We start from the raw sequence: 25639 nt of genomic DNA, 5'->3' as shown, positions 1-25639 counted from the left end.
TAACGTATTATTTCACGAATCGTTAGGTATTAATACCTTCACAAGTGTTAAAAAATACGTACTATTCAACACATCCTGTCTATTATAGCACTTTTTATGCATAAGGATAGATGTGTAACTTTTCTAAAAAAACTAAAATCGACGTAAATTAGATAATCTAGACGAAAACAATGCAATTCTTATTCAAACATAGTAATTAAATCTTCTTCTGTAATGTAACTTTCACGCGGCTTACTTCCTCTTGCCTCCGAAACAAAGCCATGTGATTCTAACATATCAATTAAACGAGCAGCACGATTATAGCCAATATGATACTTTCGTTGAATCAATGAGGTTGAGGCGCCACCTTGCTCATAGACAAATCGGCAAACATCTTCAAACAGATCATCCTGTTCTGCGGACACCTCTGTTTTCTTCAATAACTCCTCTTGATCGAAAATATAATCAGGCTCTCCCTGCTCACGAACATGCTCAATAATGGCTTCAATTTCATCATCTGTCACAAATGTTCCCTGTAGTCGCACTGGCGCTGACATACCATTACCTAAATATAGCATATCCCCTCGCCCAAGTAATCTTTCTGCTCCCTGCCCATCTAAAATGGTACGAGAATCAATTTGTGAGGAAACAGCAAAGGCAATACGTGTAGGGATATTTGATTTGATTAACCCTGTAATAACATCCACAGAAGGTCTTTGCGTCGCAACAATTAAATGAATACCACAAGCACGTGCCTTTTGAGCAATTCGACAAATGGCCTCCTCTACATCAGCCGGAGACATCATCATTAAATCAGCTAACTCATCAATGACAATTAAAATATAGGGTAGCTTCAAGCTATGCTCATTATTTTTATCTGCTATTGCATTATAACGTGTAATATCACGTGCACCTGCATGAGCAAATAGCTGATAGCGACGCTCCATTTCCTCCACTGCCCATTTCAGTGCAGCCGTTGCTGCCTTCACATCTGTAATAACAGGGCTAACTAAATGCGGTATATGGTTAAATGGTGCAAGCTCTACCATTTTAGGGTCGATCAGCATGAGTTTTAACTCATGTGGTGCAGCTTTATATAATAAACTAACCAAAATAGAATTAATACAAACAGATTTACCCGAACCCGTTGCACCAGCAATTAAGCCATGAGGCATTTTTCGCAAATCTAATGTAACAGGCTTTCCTGTTAAATCAAGACCTAACGCTGCCTCTAATGGAGAATCCGATTCAAGGAAAGAGGCACTATTTGTCACCTCTGACAAGCGAACAGCACGAGATACGCGGTTTGGAATCTCAATACCTATTGAACTTTTTCCAGGGATTGGTGCCTGAATACGAATATCTTTTGCTGCTAAGGCCAGTTTTAAATCATCGGCTAAGTTTCGGATTTTACTAACCTTTGTACCATGGCTCACCGTTATTTCGAATTGCGTAACAGCTGGCCCCTGCATAATCGATTCAATTTGAGCGGAAACCTGGAAATAAGAAAGTGCCTCGACCAATGTATCTCCCTGTTGTTCCATCCAATCCGTATCCTGTGTTTTCTCCTCTGGTGGCTCTAAATACTCATCTGTAGGCTTTTGATAGACATGAACTGGCTTTGCAGGTTTTTCAGCTTCCTGTGCTTCCACTTCAAATACTGGTGGTTCCTCTTGCTTGTCAACAGACTGTACAGGACCATACGCTACAATTTCTGAAATTTCATCAGTGTTGGTAGTTAGTTCTGGTTCTGGTTCTGGTTCTGGTTCTAGCTCTAAATCTGGTTCTAGTTCTGATTCTAGCTCTGACTCTAAACCTCGTTCTAGTTCTGATTCTAGCTCTGACTCTAAACCTCGTTCTAGTTCTGATTCTAGCTCTGACTCTAAACCTCGTTCTAGTTCTGATTCTAGCTCTGGCTCAGTAGTAGCTGAAATTTCATCATTAGCGGCTTTTTCAATTTCTGTTCTTTCTTGCGTTAATACACCAGACATTGTTGTCACAGGTGTCATTGTAATGACTGCTACATTGTCTTCAGAGCTATGTGGAGTAGTAGCATTTCGCGTATCGTCCTTGGCATATTGATGGGATGCTAACTCATCTTGCAATGGCATATGCTCTGTCATTGACTCAACAAGATCCTCTTCTGTTAGCGAATCAGCTGGTTGGGGACGATCTATTATTACAACGCTGTCTAGAGAACATGATTCTTCCTCTTCATAGGCAACCGCCACATCCACTGGTTCGTTTTCCATTGCTTTCTGAGTACTTTCTACATGAAGAGGCTGTGCCTTTTTCATTTGCTGTTGGATTCTCCATTTTTCTTTATCCGTTTTTAACATGAGGACATTAAAAGGAATACGACTTGTTTCTTCCTTCTGCACCGTATCAACAGATTGGTCGTCAACAAGTAATGGGTCATCCTTCGATGGCTGTACAACTGTTACCTCTCCGATATGAATCGTGGAATTTTCGATTTGTACTTGCTCTACTATCATTTCTTTCACGTGAATTTCAGATTGATCGGCAGAAAGTTGTTGAACTGTTTGGTCTTGCAGAACAGCTTCCTTCACTTGATCTTCAAAGGCCATGGCAAATGATGTTGTTTGAGGTATAGCCATATTAGATAACATACTCTCCTGCTCACCATTAGCCTCTACCGATACATCATCATCAAAATGAATAGGCTCATTTGCTAAAGGTAGCTCATCAGGTTCAATGATTTCATGCTGCTCTACTTCAACCATTTGACCTATGCTAGCCGGCTCTTTTTCTTCTAGTATATTTTCATTAGCCTCATTTGTTGTCGTTTCTTTTATAGAGTTCGTAACCGTCACCATTTCGGTATCATGTACCGAGGTTTCTTGCTCCTCGTATTCTTCTTTTCTTTTATCTAATAATTCTTTGATGGGACTTGGTTTTGCAAATCCATAGACGGGTGAAGGTACATCTGTTGGCACAAAGCGTTTACGATTCTCAGGTAAAATGCTTTCAACTTTTTGTTCCTTCCACTGCTTTTTCTCTTTCGAAACAGATGCTGGTGCAGACGCAGACTTAACATTGACTGTCTCATGTTGTGCATCCCGAAACACTAAGCTTGCTCGTGAACGATATTGCTGTTCTACAGGCTGACTTTTCATCGTTGTTTTTCGACCAGTGCGTTTTGAACGATTTGCTAATAAATCACGAATCCCTGAAACCTCCACATCATAAACACTGGAGTCAACAATATGGTGGTTTAAATGCTTCGGTAAAGATAAATCACCAATCTGTCCATAATCATCATTACCCATTTGATCAAACATTTCTTTTTGTGGTGTGTAGGATGTCCCGCTTTCATCATCGTCAATCAATGGAAAACGGAAAGTCTTCTGCTTAGCCATCGGTACTTCATTTTGCGTATGTAGTTGCTCGGTCTGCTCTTCTTCGTAGCCATCATAATATTCTTCATACTCGTAATATTCATCTTCTTTATTTATAAATTTACTAATTTGTTTTTTAAACCAGTTCACTTCGTTTCACTCATTTCTCTTACACTTCATTTATAGCATTGGCTTGATTCATATAATTAATAGCTCAATGTCTATATCAAAAAGCATACCATAAAAACGCTCTTGAAACTTGCATTTAGAGGCTCATTCTAAACAAAAAAATCGTTACGCTACTAGCATATTAGTAACATAACGATTTAGGGCATTTCACCTTGATACAAGGAATAATATCATGATAAAACATTTACATTTTAATAAATTCCTTTTCAAATAAAGGCATTTCTATTTAGTTGGTGTTTCAAAAGCACTACCAATAGTGGCATCTTCCGGTAATACTAAAATTCCTTTTTCAGAAGGAGCGTTAGGAATGGCTAATTCACGAGCTGAGCAAAGCATGCCGTAAGACTCAACACCACGTAAATTTCCTGCTTTAATGAGCATACCTGAAGGCATTACTGCACCAATTTTTGCAACCACTACCTTCTGACCTGCTTCTACATTAGGAGCACCACAAACAATTTGCAATGTCTCATCGCCTACATTTACGGAACAGATACTTAATTTATCAGCGTTTGGATGCTTGTCCTTTGTTTCCACATAACCCACCACAAATTTTGGAGAAAAGTCAACATCAAGGTTGATTGTAGCTCCATTTTTCTCGATGGCTGCAGTTAGTTGTGCTACTAGTTCTGGTGTCACTTCCACTAAGCCTCTTGCATCTGTTTGGATGTAGCTGCTTGCATTGAATAAATTAAACGCCTTTATTTCTCCTGTTTGTGCTTCTTTTAAAATAGCGATATCTCCAGCTCGTTCTACTACTGTTTTCACAATAGACTCAGTTGCTAATTGAACTAGCAAGACATCTCCTACATGCTCTTTGTTGTAAAATACGTTCATTGTTTTTCTTGCTCCTTTTTCACTCTGTTTTTGGCTAAAATAAAGATTGGTTCTAGTTCCCCATCTTCATAAATAAAAGATAATGATGTGATCGGTACTATACCGACAGTAAAGAAATGCATCGTCATCTGTGCTAATACATCATACCCTGTTTCATTGCGAATATCACCTATAATTAACACATCTTGATGTGGCACAGACAATGTCATATCGCCTTCCACCAGTGCTCGCATGTCTGTCAAAAAACTCTCATTTAAAATACGGCTAGCATCGTAGCCATCATTCACATTGACAAAATAAAATAGATTACCTGCTACCTCATCCTTTTTATATGCGGTTGGTAATTGCTTTACTGAAAAGCGTGCCATTTCACGAATTTGCTCTACCGTTAATTGTAATGCTTCTAGCATGGATTCATCAATAAAACGATAGGTTTTACCCAAATCGAGCGCATAAAAAATACGTGTCTCCGCTGTATGCTCAGTTGTAATAAACGCATGTCCTTCTTTAGATGCTTGGGGATAAGAAGTCGCACGTATAATAGGATAAATTTGTGTAGTCGTTTGAAAGCCTTGTTCTTTTTCTTGCTCCATCGCATTAAAAGTCTGCTCAATCGTATAGACAACTTCCTCAATCGCTGCCTCTTGCTTATCATTGTATTTTGCTAAGATACCAGGTAATGAGAGCTCCATTCCTTTGTCAATCGTCTTATGATTCAATCTTAATTTATCATGCTTTTTATCAAAATGAAATTCGTATTTCTCTTCATTCAATCGTTTTTTTAATAGCTCTATCAGTTGTTCTGATTTCAATTGCTTCATTTTTCTCACATCCTGACTTCAAAATGAAACGGCTCACATGTTTGTGAACCGTCTGTTCAATCCAATCTATTTACTTCATTTTAACCGAATGTACAATTTTCGTCATCTCACGCAAATTAGTTTCAATATGTTTGGTCTGAGAAATCGTTGTCATTTTCACGCCGCCGCTACTAACAATGAGCTCCATCTCATTTTTATCTTCCGTCTTTAGAACCGCAGTGAAGCCAAAACGACCATTCTTGTCATAAGTTAACTCTTCGATAATTTTGTCCGCTTCATTTTCTTTTAAAAGATTATAATAAAGTTTACTGTCTTGTGCTTCTTCATCATTAATAAAAAGAATATAGCTTTCTTTTCCTTTTGAAATCACAATATTATAAGCATCTGAACTGTCTTCAACTTTAAAGTTTGAAGGTAAGTATAATTTGATATCTCCAATTTTCTCCGTATGTTCTTCTGGCTCTTCAGCAAAAACCGTCTCCGTTAATTGAAGCCCATTCGCAATTTGGTCATCAATCGATTGATTACAGCCAGAAAGGACCAGAAGTAAAAGCATCAGGCCGATAGTTTTTAGCCAGGTAAACGACATGTTCCTCTTCCTTTCTCTGCTAACTTTTTTCTATTTTAAAAAAATTATTCATCAGATGCAACCTAACTGCATGCTGAATACTAATTCCATTTAACTATTTTCGTGAAAATGTGAACAAATATTGACCAACCAATAGTGATACAATATGCTCAAACATCATCTGTCGACTCACTAAACCTTGCGTAAAAATACCTACAGCACCTGCACCTTGACGAATATCTCGACGTTTTGTGTATTGCTCCATAATAGGGCCAAGCTCTCCACCACCTCTTATTTCCTGGGCAATTTCTTTTGGTAATATAATTTGTGCACCAGCAGCTGTGAAAATTGTTCCATCAGAAACTGTTAATGCACCCCAATTACAAACATACATTTCATCATCTATTTCAGTTACGCCACCCTCTAAGCCAAATGCAAATTGTGCACCTGTTGTGTTCATGGCGTTTTTTGCACGATTAATCGCCCCTAGTCTCGTTTCTTCATTACTTATTGGTTGATCTGACACTTCAGAAGCAGCTTTCACATGCGTAAAGATGGCATCTTCAAAATATTGTCGAGCAATTACTTCAACTGCCTCTGTCTTCGCTTTATTCATTGTCCCAATGGCTATATTCATCTAATCCCCACTTTCTTTCCATAGAAAAAGATGCCTCTAAAAGGCATCTTGTTAACTTCTTATACATTAGCGCGAATTGTCTCTAATGTCGAACGATCTGCTTTTTTCACTAATTCAACAATTAATGCCTTGGCAGCTGCGTAATCATCAATATGAATAATGGACGCTGACGTGTGAATATAGCGTGAGCAAACACCAATAACAGCGCTTGGAACACCATCATTTGCTGTATGTACTCGCCCTGCGTCAGTTCCTCCCTGAGATACAAAGTACTGGTAAGGAATATGATTTGATTCGGCAGTATCTAAAATAAATTCTCGCATACCACGATGTGTGACCATTGTGCGGTCTAAAATACGAAGTAATGTACCTTTGCCAAGCTGTCCAAATTGATTTTTTTCTCCCGACGTATCGTTAGCAGGAGAAGCATCTAATGCGAAGAATAAATCTGGTTTAATCATATTTGCTGATACTTGAGCACCACGTAAACCTACTTCCTCCATAACATTTGCGCCTGAATATAAATGCGATCCTAGTTTTTCATTTTGTACTTCTTTCATTAACTCAATCGCTAGACCACAGCCATAACGGTTATCCCAAGCCTTAGCCATAATTTTTTTCGGATTGGCCATTGGTGTAAATGGACAAATAGGAATGATAGATTGTCCTGGACGAACACCCATACCCATTGCATCTTCTTTGTTGTCAGCGCCAACATCGATAAGCATATTTTTTATATCCATCGGCTTAGCACGTTCTGCATCTGTTAATAAATGCGGTGGAATAGATGAAACAACGCCAGGTATTGCGCCATTTTTTGTATAAACTTCTACACGCTGTGCAAGCATAACCTGGTTCCACCAGCCACCTAATGTTTGGAAACGGATCATGCCATTATCTGTAATAGAAGTAACCATAAATGCTACTTCATCCATATGTCCAGCAACCAACACTTTCGGCGCGTCAGCAACCTCACTGCGCTTAACACCAAAGATGCCCCCTAAATTATCTTGAACGATTTCATCCGAGTATTTTTCTAACTCAGAACGCATGAACGCACGTACAGCATGTTCATTCCCCGGAGCGCCTGGTAGTTCTGTTAATGTTTTAAATAATTGTAATGTTTCCTCATTCATGATGACTCTCTCCCCACGAAGTAGAATATTCTTCCTTGCCTATTGTAACACATTTATTTCCGAATTCGAAATATTGATACATTTCCTAAAACTGTTAAAGTGTGAACGTGCATTCACTCCATAGGCTATGCTAAAATATAGGTATAGAAAAAGGAGGAAAGATGTATGAAATTACGTGATTTTTTAATTGGTGTTGCAACTGGCTTAGCTGCCGCAGTCATTATTAAAGAAGCTAGTGAAAAAGTTTCTCCGTTCGTACCTGCAGGACAAGTACTTGAAAACATAAAAAGAGAGTTTAAAAAGGATGCACCGATTGACGGTTCTTGGATTTTTATGAAAACAGAAGATTTCACAAACGGTATTATGACTATCCCAGTATATCGCGGAGGAATCTCTCGTATGAATGAAGGGGAAATGCAGACTTTCGAGTTTGCTGCCGACGCACGCTCTGGTGTTGTCGTGGAACTAACAGAAGTTTAATCATGTATAGACAATAAGAAGCCATCTCCAATGAATGAGATGGCTTCTTATTGTTATTCGGATAAACCTTTATTATTAAAGTACTTTTTATACTTACGATAATAATTCAAGTTATTGAGCGTTAACTTCACCCAACGCTTCATATTCATATCCTCATTAAAGTAAAGAGAGTTTGTATATTTGCCCTCACTAATTAATTTTTTTGCTTCTAGTTTAAGCTTTTCATTTGATGCATATTTGAATAATACGCCCTTAGGAATAATCATCCATAAATGTTTGTCCTGCACATATGTGACATCTTGCTCGATATTTAACATATGGTCATCAGCGACATACTTCATTAAATTATGACCACTTGCTGTTACATAGTAGCTAGAGCGACCATTACGTAAATTAATTTCAAATAGCTTATACTGCTTGTCTCGAATATCATATTTCATATCGAAATTTGCAAAGCCTGTATAACCGATATCCTCTAAGAAGAATCGTACTTGATCCATTAATTCTTTATCATAGGTTGTAACGATGGCTGCATAACTTCCGATTCCTTCAGGAGAATGTTCTTCTAGAATAGGATTACCTAGACACATCAGCTTTACTTTTCCATCTTTCCCTACGTAAGCATTTAACACACGCATATAAGAATCATCACCAGGAATAAATTCTTGGATAATCATAGTATCCTGATATGTTGAGCTATAAATCGCTTTTAATATGGCCGTTTTTTCCGCATCATCATGCGCAACAAATACTTTTTTCTTACCTGGGAATTTACATGCCCAATATTCTACAGAGTTTGAAGCTTTTAAAATAATAGGGTAATCAAATGGTGGTGTAAAGTTTTCATAGTTATCGGCTGTCACCGTTGTTGTACCTGGATATTTAAAATTATATTGATCACACATTTTATAGAAGTTTTCTTTCAATAAAATTTCATCCATCAATGATTCATCGATGTACGGTACAGTAAAATGCTCTTGTAACGCTGGCTTATTTTTAATAATCAGCTTAGCATAATCGTCTCCACATGCTAAAAGCAATAGTTTTTTATCAGCATATTTTTTTGCAACTTCTGCAAGTGCAGGTGCAAAAACATCTTGTTCATTTAAACGGTCTATTTCTTGAAATTGTAGGATATGGCTATCTTGAGTCGCTGTTAAATGAGAACGTCCTAAAACAAGTGGTTTAATACCATATGCTTCATAAAACGCGCGTGCCATACCATATGCATTCATATCTGATCCTAGTAAAACTGGTAAAAATGGTTGTTCAGTTGCCATGTTTATTTCAACTCTCTTTTGTATTTTAGTATCGTGTTAAGTGTATCATATTTTCTATCCTGTTCACGAACAAAAAAGCGAGGTAATTGACATTTTATATGTCAATTACCTCGGCCTTTGCTGGCGCTATTAAAATGTAATAACAGCTTGTCTACTACGTTCAAGCTTATTGACAATTTCTTTGCCCGTTTCATCCCATTTAATCATACGGTAATATGCATCGTGATAGAAAATAAAGCTATAGCTATTGGTAAGCGCCTCTTTTATAAGTCGCTCTTTGGCAAATACACTTGTCATTGGGTAATCATCATACGCTAATACCCATAATGGATTCTGGTGAGCATGTGTTGGCATAATATCCGCCATATGCAATAATACTTCACCATTTTGCGTTAGCTTGATAACAGCATGTCCCTCACTATGTCCACCTGTATGAATCATTTCGATCCCTGGTACCACTTCCAACGTATCTTCATAGGTTTCAACTAAGTGCTGCACTGGCTCCCAATTCTCTTTCCAATACGTATTTTTAGAGCGGATATTAGGATTACGCATTTCATCCCATTCAATTTTCGTAACAAAAATTTTGGCATTCGGAAAAGTTGGTACAAGTACATCCTCTTCCCATTGTGTTAAGCCACCAGCATGATCAAAATGTAAATGAGTCATTAACACTGCATCAATATCCGCTGTTGTTAACCCCAGTTCCTGTAAGCTTTCCGTTAATGAGGATTCCTCGGTTACACCAAAGTTTCGTAATTGTTTTTCGTTTAATTTATTAAAACCAACTCCTGTATCAATCAGGTAGTTTTTGCCCTCATATTGAATGAGAATGGGTTCTGTTGGTAATTCAATTTGATTTTTTTCATTGACTGGATATTTACGTGACCAAAGCGGCTTCGGTACAACACCAAACATTGCCCCGCCATCTAGGCACGTAACACCCCCGTTAAGCCATGTTAATGACATTTTGTGAAACTGTAACTGATCCATCCATATTCCCCCTACAATTTAATGATAAATTGTGATTCTAAGCGATAAATCGGCTGCCCTTTCGCAGAAAATTTCTCCTCATATTCCGTCATCACATTATCCTCTGGCATATTTGCATGTAGGTCGAGAGATACATACTTTAGTAACATACCATATTCAGACATACTGATTAAAGAATACTCGAACAGACCACGGTTATCCGTTTTAAAATGGACTTCCCCATTATCCACTAAAATCGACTCATATAATTTCAAAAAACCCTCGTGCGTTAAACGTCTTTTTGCATGACGTGTTTTTGGCCAAGGATCTGAGAAATTCAGGTATACACGTGATACATCATTTTTATCAAAGAATTTATATAAATCTGCGCCATTTACTTTTAGTAAGCGTAAATTCGCTGGAGATTTTGCCTCTAGCACTTTTTCTAGTGCACAAACAATCACACTATCATAAAGCTCAATGCCAATATAATTAATCGTTGGGTTTTGCAAAGCCATACCTGTAACAAATTGCCCTTTTCCAGAACCTACTTCAATATGGATAGGATTGTCATTTCCGAAAACAGACTGCCACTTTCCTTTAAAGTCTTCAGGATTTGGAATAATCACCTCTGGGTGATCTGCAATCATTTCCTCTGCCCAAGGCTTATTTCTTAATCTCAATGTTGTTCCTCATTTCTTTCTTGTGAAATTATTGATGTTTTATAGTATAACGTATTCCCCTACAATTCGCATGAAATTATTGCACAATGATATTTTTAGGCATCTTTAGCAATAACCTGCCATGCATTTTGCTGTACTGTACAGTGTATAGGGATCCCTTGATTCACAACGCCCACGTAATTGCCATCCGTATGACAATCAACCTGATGAGCGCGTACACTCATATCAAAGTGTTGGCCCTGTAAAAAAGTAATTTCCTTAAATTTTGTATGCTTTTCAAAAAAAACAGTGATAAAAACAAATAATAATTTGATACGTGATATTCCATGGACAATCGTTATATCCACAAGGCCATCATCTGCTTTTGCAGCTGGTGATATTTTCATGCCTCCCCCGAAATAAGGCTGATTACTCATCGCTACAAACCATGCCTGCTGGAATTGCCATTCTTGTTCACCTGAACGAATCGTTACATCAAAACGCTCAAAGCGAAATAACCCTCTCATAACAGCTACAGCATAGGAAAGCTTTCCTAACCCAATTTTATTCAGATAAAATTTAAGACGAGATGTATTAATTGATTTTGTCACATAGGCATCGAAGCCTATACCCGCATTATTAACGAAAATTTCATTCCATTTATCACCGAGCTGAATAATTCCTGCATCCATCTGTGTATTGGCCATAGTGTTCCTTACATAGGCCTCTATTTGCCTCGCATGTTGAAAGCTTGGGAAAAAGCGGGCAAAATCATTGCCAGAGCCTGCTCGAACGACACCTATAATGACGTATTTATTATGTACAACACCACTAACTACCTCATGGATGGTGCCATCACCACCAACAACGACAAGTAACATGTGTTCTTGCTGTTGCTGAGCCCATTGTTTGGCTATTTCCTTCCCATGTCCTTCATATTCCGTAAAAGCTACTTGATAGGTGATCGTTAGTTGCTGTTGCAGCTGAAGCCAAACCCTCTTGCCTTTCCCATTTCCTGCTGCCTCATTGACAATAAATAATACCTGCATATATCAGTCCTCTGTTGGTTGTGGCGCTTGCTGCCAAATGTCTCGATTAAAGGAGGTTGTTTGGACAGTATTTAAAATTGTTTGAGCAGCCCGTATTTGCATATGCTTCATAGGAGAGGAAACTTTTCTCAACTGCTCTATCCATTCGTGGTAATTTCGACGATCAACAAAGCGAATCCCAAATGGTGCACCAGGATAATCAAAATAACCATTCCGAGTTAGCACAACTTTACGGATAGGCATATCTATATTCTCTTGTTTAAATAATTGCGATAGCACCGATTCCATCCGCCCTAAATTAATTGTTGGATTCAGTACTTTAACGTCCTTAGTTCCCACTTTCTTCATCCAGAAGCGATCACTCCCACCTACATAGACAGCTTGATTTTCAGCTTCTAACACCGTAATACAAATACATTCTGTTGGTGACATGAGTACTACATCAAGCTCAATAGGGGCTTTTCTTATTTGTAGAATAGGATAATAAAACAACAAATAGTTATCTGGTAACGTTTGCAATAATGTACGTAGTAAAGAGTCACGCATGAAACGAGGATCTACATATGATTTTTCACGTAATGTTGAACTAGCCCATTTCATTTGAAAATGGAAAAATTGATCGATAAACATTCGTTTCAGCTCATGGATGGATTGTGGTGCAAACACAATTTTAGGTTCAAATGTGAGCGTCGTTTCTTCTTCTGGAATGGTATCTTCATCACTGACAAGCTCGTTGGATATTTCTAGTTTTTCAACATCCTCAGTTGCTTCCTTTTGGCGGCCAGCAAAGATTTTTTTGAAGAAGGAAAACCGTTCCTTTTCTTCGAAGGCATTTGTTTCTGCCTCATTGTCGTCATGTTGCCATTCGCTTATATCCTCTCCCAATTCCCACTGACGCTTAATGCGCTCCCACTGACTTTTCTTTAAGCGCACAAATTGAGTTGGATATCTCGCTAAATCAATTTGATAGCGTGAAATATAATCTTGTAATTTCACCAATTGTGCCATGTAAAGGTCACTCCATTCTTACTCACCATATCTATATTTCTTTTTATCTTGATTCAGCAATTGTTTTTTGTACTAAAAGCGTGTGTTCAAACGCTCGCTGAAATAGGGAGAACACTGTCAAAAAGCATCATGCCCTGAAGCAATGACGACGTGATCTACTCCATGTTGTCCCGAATCCCTCGACGAATGTTACAACCTTTAAGAGAAGATAATTAACTGCTCACACAACAGGATGACTTGAGGTTAACTTCTTACTTGCAGGCTTGAAAAAAATTTAGACACTATTACACCGAGACATCATGGATTACGATTGCTTTAGTAGAAAAAGAGGCAATTGTATACATTACATCGACATTTGTTCTACGAATTTCAATCTGTAAAATTATTCTTTCCTATCCTTTTTATTTTACATGACGACACTCAACATTACATCCATAAAAAAGAGAACTATCCTTATTGGTAGTTCTCTAAATGTTTTTTTATTTTGTATTTGAGGAAAGTGGTAATTTCGCTTCAAAAGCTTGTTGCAATTGACGTGTCCATTCCCCTGGTACACCAGCACCAATTTGGTTTCCATCAACATCCACTACAGGCGTCACTTCAGAAGATACAGACGAAACAATGATTTCATCCATCGTTAATAAATCAGCTTTTGTCATCGGCTCTTCCACGACAGGTAAATTAATTTCCTCTGCACATTTTAAAATGACTTGACGGGTAATGCCATTTAAAATGAAGTTATTCGCTGGATGTGTATAAAGCTTGCCGTCTTTAATACCATAAACATTCGCTGATGAGCATTCTGTCACGATATCCCCACGATGTAATATCGCTTCATAGCAACCTTTTTCAGCAGCCTCTTGCTTTGCTAATACGGCACCAAGTAGGTTTAAAGATTTGATATCACAGCGTAACCAACGAATATCCTCAACAAAAGTAGCCTTTACCCCTTTTTCAAAGTTTTCATATGCACGTTCACCCTCTTTAACATTACCAGTTAATACAGCTGGAACACTCGCATCTGGGAAAACATGATTACGGGCATTAGCACCACGTGTAATTTGGAAGTATACATGCCCTGTATCTAGATTATTTTTTTCAATTAGCTCATGTAATAATTTGTGTAAAACGTCCTTTGTATAAGGAATAACAAGACGAATTTTTTCGGCGCTTGCATAGAAACGATCAATATGCTCTTGTGCTGTAAACATATTTCCGTTATAAACTTTGATTACCTCATAAATGCCGTCACCGAATTGATAACCTCGGTCTTCTGGAGATATCACAATCGATCCTTCTTCAACAATTTGATCATTCCATAATGAATATGCCATGTTTTGTTCATCCTTTTCGTCTTTGAGTTATTTTTTTCCTGCAAGTTCAACAATTGCTTCAGCATAAATTGCTGCAGCTTTAACGAGATTTTCAACGACAACAAACTCATCTGCACGATGCGCTACATCTGGCTCTCCCGGAAACAGCATGCCAAATGCCACACCTTTTTTCATCACACGTGCATACGTCCCACCACCTGTCGATAATAGAGGTGTTTCTCTATCACCCGTTTGACGTCTATAAATAGCTGCTAATGTTTGGATAAATGGATCATCTTCACTGACATAATGCGGTTTGGAGTCGTCTTGAATATCTAGTGAGAACCCTTTTTCCACCGTTAAGCGTTGAGCCGCCGTTATTTTTTCATCGAATGGGTAGGACACAGAATAGCGCATACTAATTATTAAACTGCCACCTTTATGAACATCATAGCTGACGATACCTGGATTTAATGTAGTTTTTCCTGACATTGCATCCTCAAACTGTAGCGCAAGCTGATGGCCGTAATGATCCTGATAAAAAACATGTGCGATAAAGTCAACAAATTGTTTACTTGCCTCTGTCGTCAACTCTTGTTGTAAAAATGCTGCAAGATAAACAGCTGCATTAACACCTTTTTCTGGTTCCATTGCATGGGCTGCTTTACCTTTGATAGTTATTATATAGCGAGAGTCCTCCATTAATAAAGAGCCATCTAGCTGATTTTTGCTTAAAAATGTTTGAAAATTCTGTTCGAATGACTCGGAGACATGCTGAATTGTTGCTTTCGCAAAATCAGGTACCATATTTGGGCGCTTTCCTGCATTAAATAGTAGTAGTTGTTCTTTCGTTGCATCACCTATTTTATTTTGAGAGAACACAAGCTCGGCAATGCCTTTTTCCGCATTGATGAGCGGGAAATCCGCATCTGGTGCAAAACCAATTGTCGGCATTTCCTCTTGTTTAAAATAGTGGTCGACACAGCGGAATCCTGTTTCTTCATCCGTACCAATAATCATTCGTACTCTTTTTTCTAATGGAATACCCGCTTCTTTCACAAGCTTCATAGCCATCCATGCCGCAATCGTAGGACCTTTATCGTCAATCGCACCACGTGCATATAACTTACCGTCTGCTACTGTACCGCTGAATGGTGGGTATGTCCAGTCAGCTTCGTCTCCAACCGGTACAACATCAACATGACATAAAATACCAAGTGATTCTTCACCTGAACCCATTTCAATATGCCCAGCATAATTATCAACATTTTTCGTTTGTAAGCCTTCGTTCTGACCTTTTGCTAGTAACCATTCAAGCGCTTGAAGTGGACCATCTCCAAATGGTACTTCAGTAGTTATTGTATCCTCATCAAGAACACTATTAATTTGCACAAGCTCCTGTAACTCTTGTATCAATTCATCTTGCCTTTCTTTTGCAGCCTGTAACCAATCCATACCATATACCTCCTTCAAAGTATCAACATTATTCTACACCTTACAACATATATGACAATCAGCTTTCTGACAACTATTTTCAGTAACTTCTACTGACACTACCACATATAGCATGTTTTTCACGTATTCCCACAAAATACAGTATAAAATTTATATTTCAAATGTAAATTTCTCTTGCATTCACTAGAAAATTAAGTAGTTTTTCTATATAATGAAGTTATCAGAATAATTGTTCTGACTATAAAATTAGAAAAGGGGATGTCTAAGGCAGCTACTTATTAGCCTAAGTGCACTCCGCACATATTGTCGTCCGCTAGTCTTTGCCAAGAGAATTAAGATGAAGGAGTGGTTCATTTAATGAAACCAACTACTGATCGAATGCTTAATCGTATTAAAGACGTGTACATGTTTATTTTAGACAAAGGAACCGTGTCTACACAGGATTTAGTCGAAGAGTTTAGTATCACTCCTCGCACCGTTCAAAGAGATTTGAACGTGTTAGCCTTTAACGATTTGGTAATGAGTCCAAGTCGAGGCAAATGGACAACGACGAAGAAAAAAGTAAAAATGACGTCTTAGTTTTACGTTTTGTACGTAAAGCATTGTGTATGGAAAAAGAATGACCTTTCGTCGGGGTCATTCTTTTTTGTCGTTATAAGCGTATTAGATTTTTTTATGGCTTATTGGAAGGGCCAGTCATTTCACTATTGTGCATTCAAAACATACCCTTTATGCTCCATACTTACAGAAAAATTTCCCTATGTGCTCCTTCAAGATTATTTTGACTATTTACAGTTGCTTAACAATCCGTTAAACTCGAAACATTCTAAATGTTGAGAGGAGGATTTTATTTGAAATTGTCAACGTACTTTCATCCATTAGTTTGGATTATCTTAGGCGGAACAATATTTACACGTATTGCAAGCTTTATGGCAATGCCTTTTTTAGCTATTTATCTACATAATGAAATTCAAGCCTCCCCTTTACAAATTGGGTTGACGATTGGAATTGCGCCACTTATTTCCACTATTGGTGGATTTTTTGGTGGTTATCTAACAGATCGCTTTGGTCGAAAAAGTGTTATTTTACTAACGATTATTGTTTGGAGCCTTGTATTTTTCGGCTTTGCAACTGTTCATACCGTATGGCTCTTTGTCCTATTCAATGCCTTGAATGGTCTTTGTCGTTCATTTTTTGAACCTTCCACACAGGCATTAATGATTGATTTTACACCTGCTGATAAACGAAAAAGACTATTTTCGTTACGTTATACAGCCATTAATATTGCAGCGGTCATCGGCCCTATTATCGGTGTGTACATCTCACAGCTATCAAGTCCAAGTATCCCCTTTATGCTGACAGGTATTATGTATATCATTTATGCTGTATTTTTATTTTTCGTGTTAAACCGTTATCAAATGCAACAACCTAAAGCTGTCACTCAAACAAAAATACTAAGTACATTCACAATTTTATTAACAAATCGTGTACTACTTAGCTTTATTTTAGGTGCCATCCTAATCAATATAGGATACTCTCAATTTGATTCTACATTACCACAAATCATTGAATTAAAAATCGAGGAAGGTGCGAAACTTTATTCGCTATTAATCTCTCTCAATGCAGCGGTTGTCTTATTATTACAATTACCAATAAGCATTGTATCAGAGCGGTTTTCATCGTCCGCAACATTATTGGTAGGTATACTGTTCTTTGCAATTGGTCTATTTTTATTCGGATTCTCCAATAATTATACGCTCTATATCATCGCCATGATTATTTTTACAATAGGTGAGATTTTTGCCTTCCCAACAATGAATGTTATGATTGATGAAATTGCACCAGATACACAAAAAGCAACTTATTTGGGCGCTGCGCAATTTAAAAATTTAGGCGGCTTTATTGGACCCATAATAGGTGGTTGGTTATTGACTCATTATATGAATGCTATGTTTGCTGTCATCGCCATTCTTGTATTATGTAGTTGTTTCTTTTATAGATCCAAAACGACAACGCATTAAAAAACGCTCCATTGCTATCATTGGCTAATGATAGAATGGAGCGTTTTTTTAAATACTATAGTCTTCGTCAGCAGCGACCTCAGCATAACTAGAATATTGATCTTTACCTGCATTTTTAGATTGATATAGTGCCTTATCCGCCCGTTCAAATAAGCTCATTTCTGTCTCTTCAACATGATGATAAATGGCGCCACCCATGCTGACAGATAATACGGACCATTTTTCACTAGCATATCCCTCATATTTTACGGTTCTGATTTGAGTCAAAATGGCCTCTGCAATTTGTTGCATCTGTTGTTCTGTCGTATCGTACAAGACAATAGCAAATTCATCTCCACCGAATCTCACGACAAAACCATTGTTTTTCACTACATGCTTTAAAATCATGGCTGTTTCAATCAGGATACGATCCCCTTCCACATGCCCAAATTGATCATTTACTTGCTTAAAATTATCCAAGTCGATTAACAACAAACCCGGCACATTCATTTTTCGTTTTTTTAATAAATTGTCAAACTTCCGAATATAGGTAGCACGATTATAGACACCCGTTAACGGATCGAATGTGGCAAGATAGATTGTTTTAGATAAAATTTTATTGATGACTAATAGCATAATAAATGCTGTTAGCAAGGCAATGGATAGTAAAATCCAAAATTGTTTTGTATTTTTTTGGAGCGCTTCTATTTTAGTAAAATTGACAAATTTCACATAAACAAGCCTTTTTGAAGACTCCCCTCTCACTGTCTCTGCTTCATAAGGCAAAAAAAGATGCGTTTCTATATAACCATGATGTAATGCTTTTTGAAATTCAACTGGCTCCATTTTTTTCTTCGCTAGCTCAAAATATTGCTGAAATTGTTTGGATTGATCTCGCACGGTGATCTTCTTCAATCTAGAATCATCAAAAAAAACTCCACCGGCGTTAATGATTTGCACTTCTACTAAATCCTCGTATTTAGCAATTAAGGATTCTGCGGTTTTCTCAAAATTAAAGGTTTGAAAGACTGGATCATTCAGTAAGTCTATGCCTAACTCAAGCAGATATTTCTTATCATGCGTTGCCAAATAGCCGAACTTTCGGTATTCTCCTGTCGTTGTCGAAATATCTATTCCATCTGTATAAAACTCACCACTAGCACGCCGCTCATCCAATAATGCCGAAAAACGCTGACAGCAGCTCGAAAAATCCAAACCAATATCTTTCTCAAATGTCGTGTAAATCACCTTGTTGGATTGATCTACTATGTAAATATCCATACCATGCTTCTGTTTCTTCTGTTGCAAATCCCAAGTTTCAATAGCAGGATTTTTGCGATAATCGTTTTGTAATTTTCTAAGTTCCTGTTCCATATTATCTGACATATTTTTATCAAAATAAAAATGAGCATTATCGATCGTTTGCATATCTGTCAGAATATGATTTTCAATTAATACTTTATTCATGGCCACTTGCTTCTCGATATCTGCCACTAGTATTTGTCTGTTGACATATGAAATGACAGCAACGAGTATGACTGCAAAAGCTATTAAAGATAGTAATAATTTTATACGCAGGTTCTTCATATATTTGTCCTCTACCTATTTTCACCATCATATTTTAAAAACTTTAGATAATGATAAGCTACATGAGTACATCACAGTAACTCATTCATATTATACCGTTACTGTCATCATACTGTATATAAAAAATCCCCGATGCTATAGTAGCACCGAGGATTGTGTTAATGATTGTTTTGTAAGCTGGCTAGCTCTTCTGCAGTTAGTTCACGATATTCACCTAATGCCAGCTTATCATCTAGGTGAAGATTCCCCATAGACAACCGCTTTAAATACGTTACACGTTTACCCACAGCCTCAAACATTCGTTTCACCTGATGAAATTTGCCTTCCTGAATTGTCAGCTCTATTTCTGATTGCTGTGCAGATTGTAGAATCACAAGCTTTCCAGGCTTTGTAACGTAGCCATCATCTAATTCCACGCCATGCGCAAATTTCTCGACATCTTCTTCCGTCACAACGCCCTCAATCTGTGCAAAATAAACCTTTGGCACATGTTTTTTCGGAGACAATAAATTATGGGCCAGCAAACCGTCATTGGTTAATAACAGTAACCCTTCTGTATCTTTGTCCAGCCGTCCAACTGGGAAAGGTTGAAAATGCTGATGCAATGGCTCTAATAATTCAATCACCGTTTCGTCTCTTAAATCTTCTGTTGCAGAAATAACATCAGGTGGCTTATTCATCATAAAATAGACAAACTCTGTATAAACAACGCACTCTCCAAACACTGATACAATCTGCTGTTCTGGGTCTACATGTAGCGCTGCGTCTTTAACATAAGCACCATCCACTGTGACAGCCTTTTGCTTTAATAGCTGCTTCACTTCTTTACGGGAACCATACCCCATATTCGCTAGTAATTTATCTAAACGCATAGTACCACTCCTATTTCATTCCCAGTTTGCTCATAATGCGCGTTAATCGTTCACCCAATAACTTTTGTGCCAAACCTAAGCGCAGTGATAAAAAGCCGTAAACAGCCACACCAACACCCGCACAAATAATAGAGAATAGTAATGCTGAGAATTTACTATCTACTGGGCCCATAAGCAATTCCAATAATTTATGCACAACGAGCACGCTAATTGCCATTGCCATTGTCAATAAAGCAATCAACATAACACGACGAACAACCATTTCTGATCGATAATTCAATGTTTTTCGTAGCACAAGGATATTGATAAGAATCGATACACTATAGCCAATTGCAGTTGCCACAATGGCACCATCTGCCTCCAGCCAACGAATGAATGGAATATTTAACGCTAGCTTAACGAATATCCCTGATAATAAGCTGAAGACAATCCACTTTTGAAAATCAATCCCTTGTAACAACGCTGCTGTTACTTGGAATAATGCAAATAAAATCGCAACTGGTGCATAATGCGCTAATATAGTAGCACCCATTTCACTTTCTGAATAAAGCATGAAGTAGATTTCATTAGCTAAAAGAGAAATACCTACTACAGCTGGCAATGTAATAAAAATTAAAATTTGATAGGTTTTATCCATCGCATGGCGTAGCGATAAATACTCACCCTGTGTGTAATATTTTGTAATCGTCGGTACTAATGCCATTGAAAAGCCTGTCGCTAGCATGACCGGAATGATGACAACCTTATGTGTCATAAAGTTTATCATCGATAAATAAGTATCTGTCACTTCTGCTAAACCAATGGAAGTCATCGCCCCATTAAATGTAAGCATGTCAACTAATTGGAATAACGGGTTGGCTACTCCAACAAACACCATTGGTATGGAATAGGTAATCACTTCTTTATAAATATTGGACATCGGTAGCTGTGTAGACGTCACACTTTGGCTACGTAATAAGTTGAATTCAGGCTGATATTTTTTCCAGTAGTAATAAAGAACACCTAATCCACCGATTGCCCCAATAAAGGCAGCAAACACAGCAAACGAAATCGCTGTCTCTGGCTTCCCTTTGAACACCACAACGACTAAGAAAGAACCACCAAGTAACACAACAATTCGCACAATTTGTTCTACCAATTGAGAAACTGCCGTAGGCTCCATTTTGTCATAGCCTTGGAAGAAGCCGCGCCATAGACTCATAAATGGTACGACGATTAAGGCAAAGCTGACCCAGCGAATCACCGAAGCAATTTGTTCAACCGTAAAGACTTGTTCCTCACTTTTAATAACTAGCCCTGCTATCGGCGTTGCAAGCAGGAAGAGTGCGATAAATGCCCCGAAGCCTGTTACCATCATAATGAGTATGCCCGATTTCATCAGCTTGCGACCTGATTGATAGTCTCCCATTGCATTATACTTGGAGACAAATTTAGAGACGGCTATTGGCGCACCTGAAATAGCTATTGCCAACATAATAGAATAGGGAATATATGCATACTGATAAAGCGCAATGTTCTTTTCGCCAACAATTGCATAAAACGGAAAAATATAAATTAATCCGAGTACCTTCGATAAAAACATCCCCAGTGTTAATATCGCAGTACCTTTCATTAAATTGGACATCATACCCATCCATTCATTGTAAAATCAATATTAATATCGTAACACTTCAAGGATACTTATAAAACATTTTCGTTTCTGTTACTTCAAAGAAACCAACATGCAAGCGCTATCACCTTGTGAATAGCATAAGTAAACCAACTGTAATCTTAACATATTTATAGGAAATGAGACGCATAAATACACCAAAAAGTTCATTCAAAAATACCTGATGAAAAAAGACCTTAAAATAATCGGTGAGGAATGGAACATCCCCACCGATTAACCGTATTTCTTATACCATGTCCACAAAGAACTTTTTATACCACACTAGGAATACATAAACCGTCCAAATATATCGACCGCGATTTGCTTTCCCTTCATAGTGCTCATCTAGATAGCCCACTAATTGTTTTGTATCAAAGAATTCATTCGCAAAGTCCGTTGTAAACATTTCTTTGACCATGCTGTAATACTTTTCTTCACGTAACCAGTGACGAATTGGCACTGGGAAACCAAGTTTTGGCCGTTTCGCCCATTCCTCTGGTAATTCTTGATGTGCCGCTTGACGTAAAACATATTTTGTATCAATGTCGTTGACACGATATCTAGATGGAATATTTTTCGCTAATTCCATAACTTCTTTATCTAAAAATGGTACACGTAATTCAATTGAATGAGCCATACTCATTTTATCTGCTTTTAATAAAATGTCACCAGGCATCCAAAGGTTTAGATCCAGGTATTGCATTTTTGTCACATCGTCATCACCAGGCACTTCATCATAAATACGTTTTGTAATCGATTTTACAGATGGCGCATTTTTATAAGCTGGTTTTAAAACATTAATGGCATCTACTTCATCCCACACGACTGCTTCTCCAATAAAACGCTCTTCTACCGTTTGAGCACCTTTAATAAGGAAGTTCGTATATTGATTTTTCGGTAGGGCTTCTGCCATTCCTCGTAATGTTTTACGAAGACCTAATGGTAGTTTTTCGTATTTTTGCATTTTCCCTGAGTTTTGATACCAAGCATAGCCACCAAAAATTTCATCTGCGCCTTCACCTGATAGCACAACTGTTACATCTTTTGATGCAAGCTCTGAAAGGAAGTAAAGTGGCACTGAAGATGGATTGGACTGTGGCTCATCCATATGCCATTGAATTTTAGGAAGAGCTTCAAAGCACTCATCCGCTGTAATATATCTACGTTCATTTTGAATATTCAACGTATCTGATAAATCTTTTGCAAGATTTGTCTCATTGAACATATCTTCATAGTCAGCAAATCCTACTGAGAAGGATTTATCTGGGCGTAATAAAGAAGTAATATAACTAGAGTCAATACCACCAGATAAGAATGAACCAACTTTTACATCACTAATTTTATGAGCTTCTACAGACTCTTTAACCGTTGACTGAATTTCTTCGATATATTTTTCAATCGGTGCGTCTTTTGCATGGAATTTTTTATCCCAATATTGCACAATTTGCTTTTGTCCATTTTGAATCAGCATATAGTGTGCAGGTGGTAATTTAAAGACACCTTTAAAGAAGGTTTCATCCATTGAAGAATATTGGAATGTTAAGTATGGGCGTATCGCCTGTTTATTTAATTCTTTAATAAATGAAGGATGTGGTAAAAACGATTTTATTTCAGAACCGAAAATAAATGTACCATCTGTTGTATGCTCAGAATAGTACAATGGTTTAATACCAAAACCATCACGTGCAATAAATTGTAAATCATTCTTTTTATCCCAAATACAGAAGGCAAACATCCCACGTAGTTTTTTCACAAAATCTACGCCATATTCTACATAGCCATAAATAATGACTTCACTATCTGACTGTGTTTTAAACGTATGACCTTTTTCAATAAGATCTGCACGTAACTCTTGGAAGTTGAAAATTTCCCCATTAAATACAAGCACAATATTGCCGTCTTCACTATATAATGGTTGATTTGCTACTTCTGATAAGTCAATAATACTTAATCGACGGAAACCTAACGTTACTTTATCGTCACTATGAATACCGCCGCTATCTGGTCCGCGGTGAATAATTGTATTCATCATATTTTCTATTGTTTGATGATGATCAATCACATTTGTTCCATTAATATAACCAATAAATCCGCACATTCTATTTTTCACCTCATAATTTAGTGCATAACCTTTACCATAATAGCATGAAAAGACGTTCATTTCATGCTGACAATGCTAATAAAGGAAAACTTTCATCGAAACAATTGTATAACAAAGATTCATGTGTTTCATTCTACTATAAACACTCTTCATCACGAAAGATGAGATAAGGAATTATAAAACACTTTTCTATTATTTTCAATGTCCAAGAAAACCCCTCTCTATATAGACTTCATGTATAATAGGAAAGATTCCTAATTTGAACAGAAAGTGAGTTTCTAACTATGTATGATGTAATCGTGATCGGTGGTGGCCCATCTGGTTTAATGGCGGCGATTGCTGCCGGAGAGCGTAAAAAGAAAGTGTTATTGTTAGAAAAAGGCGCAAAACTTGGCAAGAAATTAGCCATCTCTGGCGGTGGACGTTGTAATGTTACTAATCGTTTACCTGTCGAAGAAATAGTTAAGCATATACCTGGCAATGGTCGTTTTCTTTATAGTCCATTTACAGTTTATAATAACGAAGATATTATCGCATTTTTTGAAGGGCTTGGTGTCGCCCTAAAAGAAGAGGATCACGGCAGAATGTTCCCTGTATCCAATCGGGCACAAGATGTAGTTGATACACTAATTCGTCAGCTTCAACGACTACATATTGAAGTTCGTTTACACACAGCCGTCAGTAAGCTTCTGATGGACGAAAATAAAATTTTGGGTGTACGTCTTGCGGATGGCTCCGAAGTCCGTAGTCAAGCAGTCATTGTAGCTGTTGGTGGCAAGGCGGTCCCACAAACCGGTTCAACAGGTGATGGCTATCCTTGGGCAGAGCGTGCTGGTCATACAATCACGACGCTCTTCCCAACAGAGGTGCCTGTTCTATCAAAAGAGGACTTTATCCAAGCGCGTGAGCTTCAAGGGCTAGCATTGCGTGATGTCGCTGTCTCTGTGCTCAACAAAAAAGGCAAGACACTTGTCACACATCAAATGGATATGCTCTTTACCCATTTTGGCTTGAGTGGTCCCGCTGTTTTACGCTGTAGTCAGTTCGTTGTGAAAGAATTAATGAAAACAGGCTATGAACCAGTGACAATACGTATTCAGACACTGCCTCATTATAATGAAGAAACATGTCTGCAATATTTAAATAAACTAATCAAGGAAGATCCAAAAAAGGCTGTGAAAAATGTCTGGAAAGGCATTGCACCAGAACGGTGGCTCTTATTCTTATGTGAGCGAGCAAATATCGATGTCCAATCAACAGGTGCTGAGTTATCCCAAGAGAAAATTCGTCAATTAGCACATTTACTAGTCAATTTCACATTAAAAGTGAGCGGCACACAGTCACTTGACAAAGCGTTTGTTACGGGCGGTGGTGTCTCTGTAAAAGAAATCGAGCCAAAAACAATGGCATCAAAGAAAAAAGAAGGTTTATTCTTCTGTGGAGAAATTCTTGATATTCATGGCTATACAGGGGGCTATAATATTACCTCTGCGCTCGTAACGGGACGTATTGCAGGAATGCATGCTGCATTATAATAGAAGAGAAAGACCTTTTGGCAAGGCAAGGGGTTGATTTCCGTTCAAGGGGCGTCCGATAAGCCTCCTCCACCATGTTTCTTTATCTTTCATTTAGCTGTTGCAATCGAATAGCCCTTTATTTGTATAATGAGAGAAAGAACAGGCTCTT

At 37.7% G+C, this 25639-nt stretch carries 21 protein-coding genes; 4 read left to right on the top strand and 17 right to left on the bottom strand.

The window, feature by feature from the left end; genetic code table 11:
• Positions 1 to 179: 179 nt before the first annotated feature.
• From MHI34_RS13290 to MHI34_RS13265, 6 genes are all read right to left on the bottom strand, one after another.
• Entirely contained in the window at positions 180 to 3488 is a 3309-nt protein-coding gene (locus MHI34_RS13290; RefSeq protein ID WP_342503530.1) for a DNA translocase FtsK, read from the bottom strand.
• A gap of 261 nt (positions 3489 to 3749) precedes the next feature.
• A complete protein-coding gene (gene ytpR, locus MHI34_RS13285) occupies positions 3750 to 4364 on the bottom strand; it encodes a YtpR family tRNA-binding protein (RefSeq protein WP_089934482.1) in 615 nt (204 codons plus the stop codon).
• Positions 4361 to 5185, bottom strand: a complete 825-nt coding sequence (locus tag MHI34_RS13280; protein ID WP_036118818.1) for a DUF1444 domain-containing protein — start codon at positions 5183 to 5185, stop codon at positions 4361 to 4363. The genes ytpR and MHI34_RS13280 overlap by 4 nt, the downstream gene beginning before the upstream one ends.
• A gap of 70 nt (positions 5186 to 5255) precedes the next feature.
• Complete coding sequence (locus MHI34_RS13275) at positions 5256 to 5774, bottom strand: hypothetical protein (protein ID WP_036118816.1); 519 nt, start codon at positions 5772 to 5774, stop codon at positions 5256 to 5258.
• A gap of 94 nt (positions 5775 to 5868) precedes the next feature.
• Positions 5869 to 6390 (bottom strand): DUF84 family protein, encoded by a 522-nt coding sequence (locus MHI34_RS13270; RefSeq protein ID WP_330492990.1) that lies wholly within the window; start codon positions 6388 to 6390, stop codon positions 5869 to 5871.
• Between the two features lie 59 nt (positions 6391 to 6449).
• A complete protein-coding gene (locus tag MHI34_RS13265; RefSeq protein WP_036118812.1) occupies positions 6450 to 7526 on the bottom strand; it encodes a M42 family metallopeptidase in 1077 nt (358 codons plus the stop codon).
• A 165-nt stretch (positions 7527 to 7691) separates the two neighbouring features.
• Between MHI34_RS13265 and MHI34_RS13260 the strand changes: the two genes are divergently transcribed.
• On the top strand, positions 7692 to 8006 hold the full coding sequence (locus MHI34_RS13260) for a peptidase M4 (protein WP_036118810.1): 315 nt from the start codon (positions 7692 to 7694) through the stop codon (positions 8004 to 8006).
• Between the two features lie 53 nt (positions 8007 to 8059).
• Here the strand turns inward: MHI34_RS13260 and MHI34_RS13255 are convergent, their stop codons facing one another.
• The 7 genes from MHI34_RS13255 to pepV form a co-directional block, all read right to left on the bottom strand.
• The gene (locus tag MHI34_RS13255) at positions 8060 to 9286 is read right to left on the bottom strand and encodes an ATP-grasp domain-containing protein (protein ID WP_342503529.1); all 1227 of its coding nucleotides are present in this window, start codon (positions 9284 to 9286) and stop codon (positions 8060 to 8062) included.
• Between the two features lie 129 nt (positions 9287 to 9415).
• Complete coding sequence (locus tag MHI34_RS13250; protein WP_036118806.1) at positions 9416 to 10279, bottom strand: MBL fold metallo-hydrolase; 864 nt, start codon at positions 10277 to 10279, stop codon at positions 9416 to 9418.
• An 11-nt stretch (positions 10280 to 10290) separates the two neighbouring features.
• Positions 10291 to 10941, bottom strand: a complete 651-nt coding sequence (gene trmB / locus MHI34_RS13245) for a tRNA (guanosine(46)-N7)-methyltransferase TrmB (RefSeq protein WP_342503528.1) — start codon at positions 10939 to 10941, stop codon at positions 10291 to 10293.
• Positions 10942 to 11036: 95 nt separating this feature from the next.
• Positions 11037 to 11969, bottom strand: coding sequence for a diacylglycerol kinase family protein (locus tag MHI34_RS13240; RefSeq protein ID WP_342503527.1), 933 nt, complete (start codon positions 11967 to 11969; stop codon positions 11037 to 11039).
• Positions 11970 to 11972: 3 nt separating this feature from the next.
• Positions 11973 to 12977: a nuclease-related domain-containing protein gene (locus MHI34_RS13235; protein ID WP_058845060.1), complete on the bottom strand. Its 1005-nt coding sequence runs from the start codon at positions 12975 to 12977 to the stop codon at positions 11973 to 11975.
• Positions 12978 to 13456: 479 nt separating this feature from the next.
• Positions 13457 to 14311, bottom strand: a complete 855-nt coding sequence (gene dat / locus MHI34_RS13230) for a D-amino-acid transaminase (RefSeq protein ID WP_036118799.1) — start codon at positions 14309 to 14311, stop codon at positions 13457 to 13459.
• Positions 14312 to 14338: 27 nt separating this feature from the next.
• Positions 14339 to 15745: a dipeptidase PepV gene (pepV, locus tag MHI34_RS13225; RefSeq protein WP_342503526.1), complete on the bottom strand. Its 1407-nt coding sequence runs from the start codon at positions 15743 to 15745 to the stop codon at positions 14339 to 14341.
• A gap of 357 nt (positions 15746 to 16102) precedes the next feature.
• Here pepV and MHI34_RS13220 point away from each other — a divergent pair, with 357 nt between their 5' ends.
• Complete coding sequence (locus MHI34_RS13220; RefSeq protein WP_036118795.1) at positions 16103 to 16324, top strand: DeoR family transcriptional regulator; 222 nt, start codon at positions 16103 to 16105, stop codon at positions 16322 to 16324.
• Between the two features lie 272 nt (positions 16325 to 16596).
• On the top strand, positions 16597 to 17766 hold the full coding sequence (locus MHI34_RS13215; protein WP_080717032.1) for an MFS transporter: 1170 nt from the start codon (positions 16597 to 16599) through the stop codon (positions 17764 to 17766).
• Positions 17767 to 17814: 48 nt separating this feature from the next.
• On the opposite strand, the gene MHI34_RS13210 is transcribed toward MHI34_RS13215, so the two are convergent.
• The 4 genes from MHI34_RS13210 to asnB all read right to left on the bottom strand — a co-directional run bounded on the left by MHI34_RS13210 (position 17815) and on the right by asnB (position 23950).
• Positions 17815 to 19332: a GGDEF domain-containing protein gene (locus MHI34_RS13210; RefSeq protein WP_089934489.1), complete on the bottom strand. Its 1518-nt coding sequence runs from the start codon at positions 19330 to 19332 to the stop codon at positions 17815 to 17817.
• 158 nt (positions 19333 to 19490) lie between these two features.
• Positions 19491 to 20204 carry a pseudouridine synthase gene (locus MHI34_RS13205; RefSeq protein WP_342503525.1) on the bottom strand — a complete coding sequence of 238 codons (714 nt, stop codon included), beginning with the start codon at positions 20202 to 20204 and terminating at the stop codon, positions 19491 to 19493.
• A 10-nt stretch (positions 20205 to 20214) separates the two neighbouring features.
• Positions 20215 to 21828: a polysaccharide biosynthesis protein gene (locus MHI34_RS13200; RefSeq protein ID WP_080717031.1), complete on the bottom strand. Its 1614-nt coding sequence runs from the start codon at positions 21826 to 21828 to the stop codon at positions 20215 to 20217.
• 271 nt (positions 21829 to 22099) lie between these two features.
• Positions 22100 to 23950: an asparagine synthase (glutamine-hydrolyzing) gene (asnB, locus tag MHI34_RS13195; RefSeq protein ID WP_036118787.1), complete on the bottom strand. Its 1851-nt coding sequence runs from the start codon at positions 23948 to 23950 to the stop codon at positions 22100 to 22102.
• A gap of 287 nt (positions 23951 to 24237) precedes the next feature.
• On the opposite strand from asnB, the gene MHI34_RS13190 reads away from it, so the two are divergent.
• On the top strand, positions 24238 to 25488 hold the full coding sequence (locus tag MHI34_RS13190; protein WP_036118785.1) for an NAD(P)/FAD-dependent oxidoreductase: 1251 nt from the start codon (positions 24238 to 24240) through the stop codon (positions 25486 to 25488).
• Positions 25489 to 25639: the final 151 nt, after the last annotated feature.

Source organism: Lysinibacillus sp. FSL L8-0126, from assembly GCF_038630385.1.
In the GTDB taxonomy this organism is placed as follows: domain Bacteria; phylum Bacillota; class Bacilli; order Bacillales_A; family Planococcaceae; genus Lysinibacillus; species Lysinibacillus fusiformis_D.
This window is presented reverse-complemented; position numbering and strand designations above follow the sequence as displayed.

What these genes read in the sequence shown, in the direction of transcription:
- MHI34_RS13235 (WP_058845060.1), bottom strand. Translation starts at nt 12,977, where the DNA reads ATGGCACAATTGGTGAAATTACAAGATTATATTTCACGCTATCAAATT.
- MHI34_RS13205 (WP_342503525.1), bottom strand. Translation starts at nt 20,204, where the DNA reads ATGCGTTTAGATAAATTACTAGCGAATATGGGGTATGGTTCCCGTAAA.
- MHI34_RS13260 (WP_036118810.1), top strand. Translation starts at nt 7,692, where the DNA reads ATGAAATTACGTGATTTTTTAATTGGTGTTGCAACTGGCTTAGCTGCC.
- ytpR (WP_089934482.1), bottom strand. Translation starts at nt 4,364, where the DNA reads ATGAACGTATTTTACAACAAAGAGCATGTAGGAGATGTCTTGCTAGTT.
- MHI34_RS13190 (WP_036118785.1), top strand. Translation starts at nt 24,238, where the DNA reads ATGTATGATGTAATCGTGATCGGTGGTGGCCCATCTGGTTTAATGGCG.
- dat (WP_036118799.1), bottom strand. Translation starts at nt 14,311, where the DNA reads ATGGCATATTCATTATGGAATGATCAAATTGTTGAAGAAGGATCGATT.
- asnB (WP_036118787.1), bottom strand. Translation starts at nt 23,950, where the DNA reads ATGTGCGGATTTATTGGTTATATTAATGGAACAAATGTGATTGATCAT.
- MHI34_RS13220 (WP_036118795.1), top strand. Translation starts at nt 16,103, where the DNA reads ATGAAACCAACTACTGATCGAATGCTTAATCGTATTAAAGACGTGTAC.
- MHI34_RS13270 (WP_330492990.1), bottom strand. Translation starts at nt 6,390, where the DNA reads ATGAATATAGCCATTGGGACAATGAATAAAGCGAAGACAGAGGCAGTT.
- MHI34_RS13250 (WP_036118806.1), bottom strand. Translation starts at nt 10,279, where the DNA reads ATGGATCAGTTACAGTTTCACAAAATGTCATTAACATGGCTTAACGGG.
- MHI34_RS13200 (WP_080717031.1), bottom strand. Translation starts at nt 21,828, where the DNA reads ATGTCCAATTTAATGAAAGGTACTGCGATATTAACACTGGGGATGTTT.
- MHI34_RS13280 (WP_036118818.1), bottom strand. Translation starts at nt 5,185, where the DNA reads ATGAAGCAATTGAAATCAGAACAACTGATAGAGCTATTAAAAAAACGA.
- MHI34_RS13265 (WP_036118812.1), bottom strand. Translation starts at nt 7,526, where the DNA reads ATGAATGAGGAAACATTACAATTATTTAAAACATTAACAGAACTACCA.
- pepV (WP_342503526.1), bottom strand. Translation starts at nt 15,745, where the DNA reads ATGGATTGGTTACAGGCTGCAAAAGAAAGGCAAGATGAATTGATACAA.
- MHI34_RS13255 (WP_342503529.1), bottom strand. Translation starts at nt 9,286, where the DNA reads ATGGCAACTGAACAACCATTTTTACCAGTTTTACTAGGATCAGATATG.
- MHI34_RS13210 (WP_089934489.1), bottom strand. Translation starts at nt 19,332, where the DNA reads ATGAAGAACCTGCGTATAAAATTATTACTATCTTTAATAGCTTTTGCA.
- MHI34_RS13240 (WP_342503527.1), bottom strand. Translation starts at nt 11,969, where the DNA reads ATGCAGGTATTATTTATTGTCAATGAGGCAGCAGGAAATGGGAAAGGC.
- MHI34_RS13275 (WP_036118816.1), bottom strand. Translation starts at nt 5,774, where the DNA reads ATGTCGTTTACCTGGCTAAAAACTATCGGCCTGATGCTTTTACTTCTG.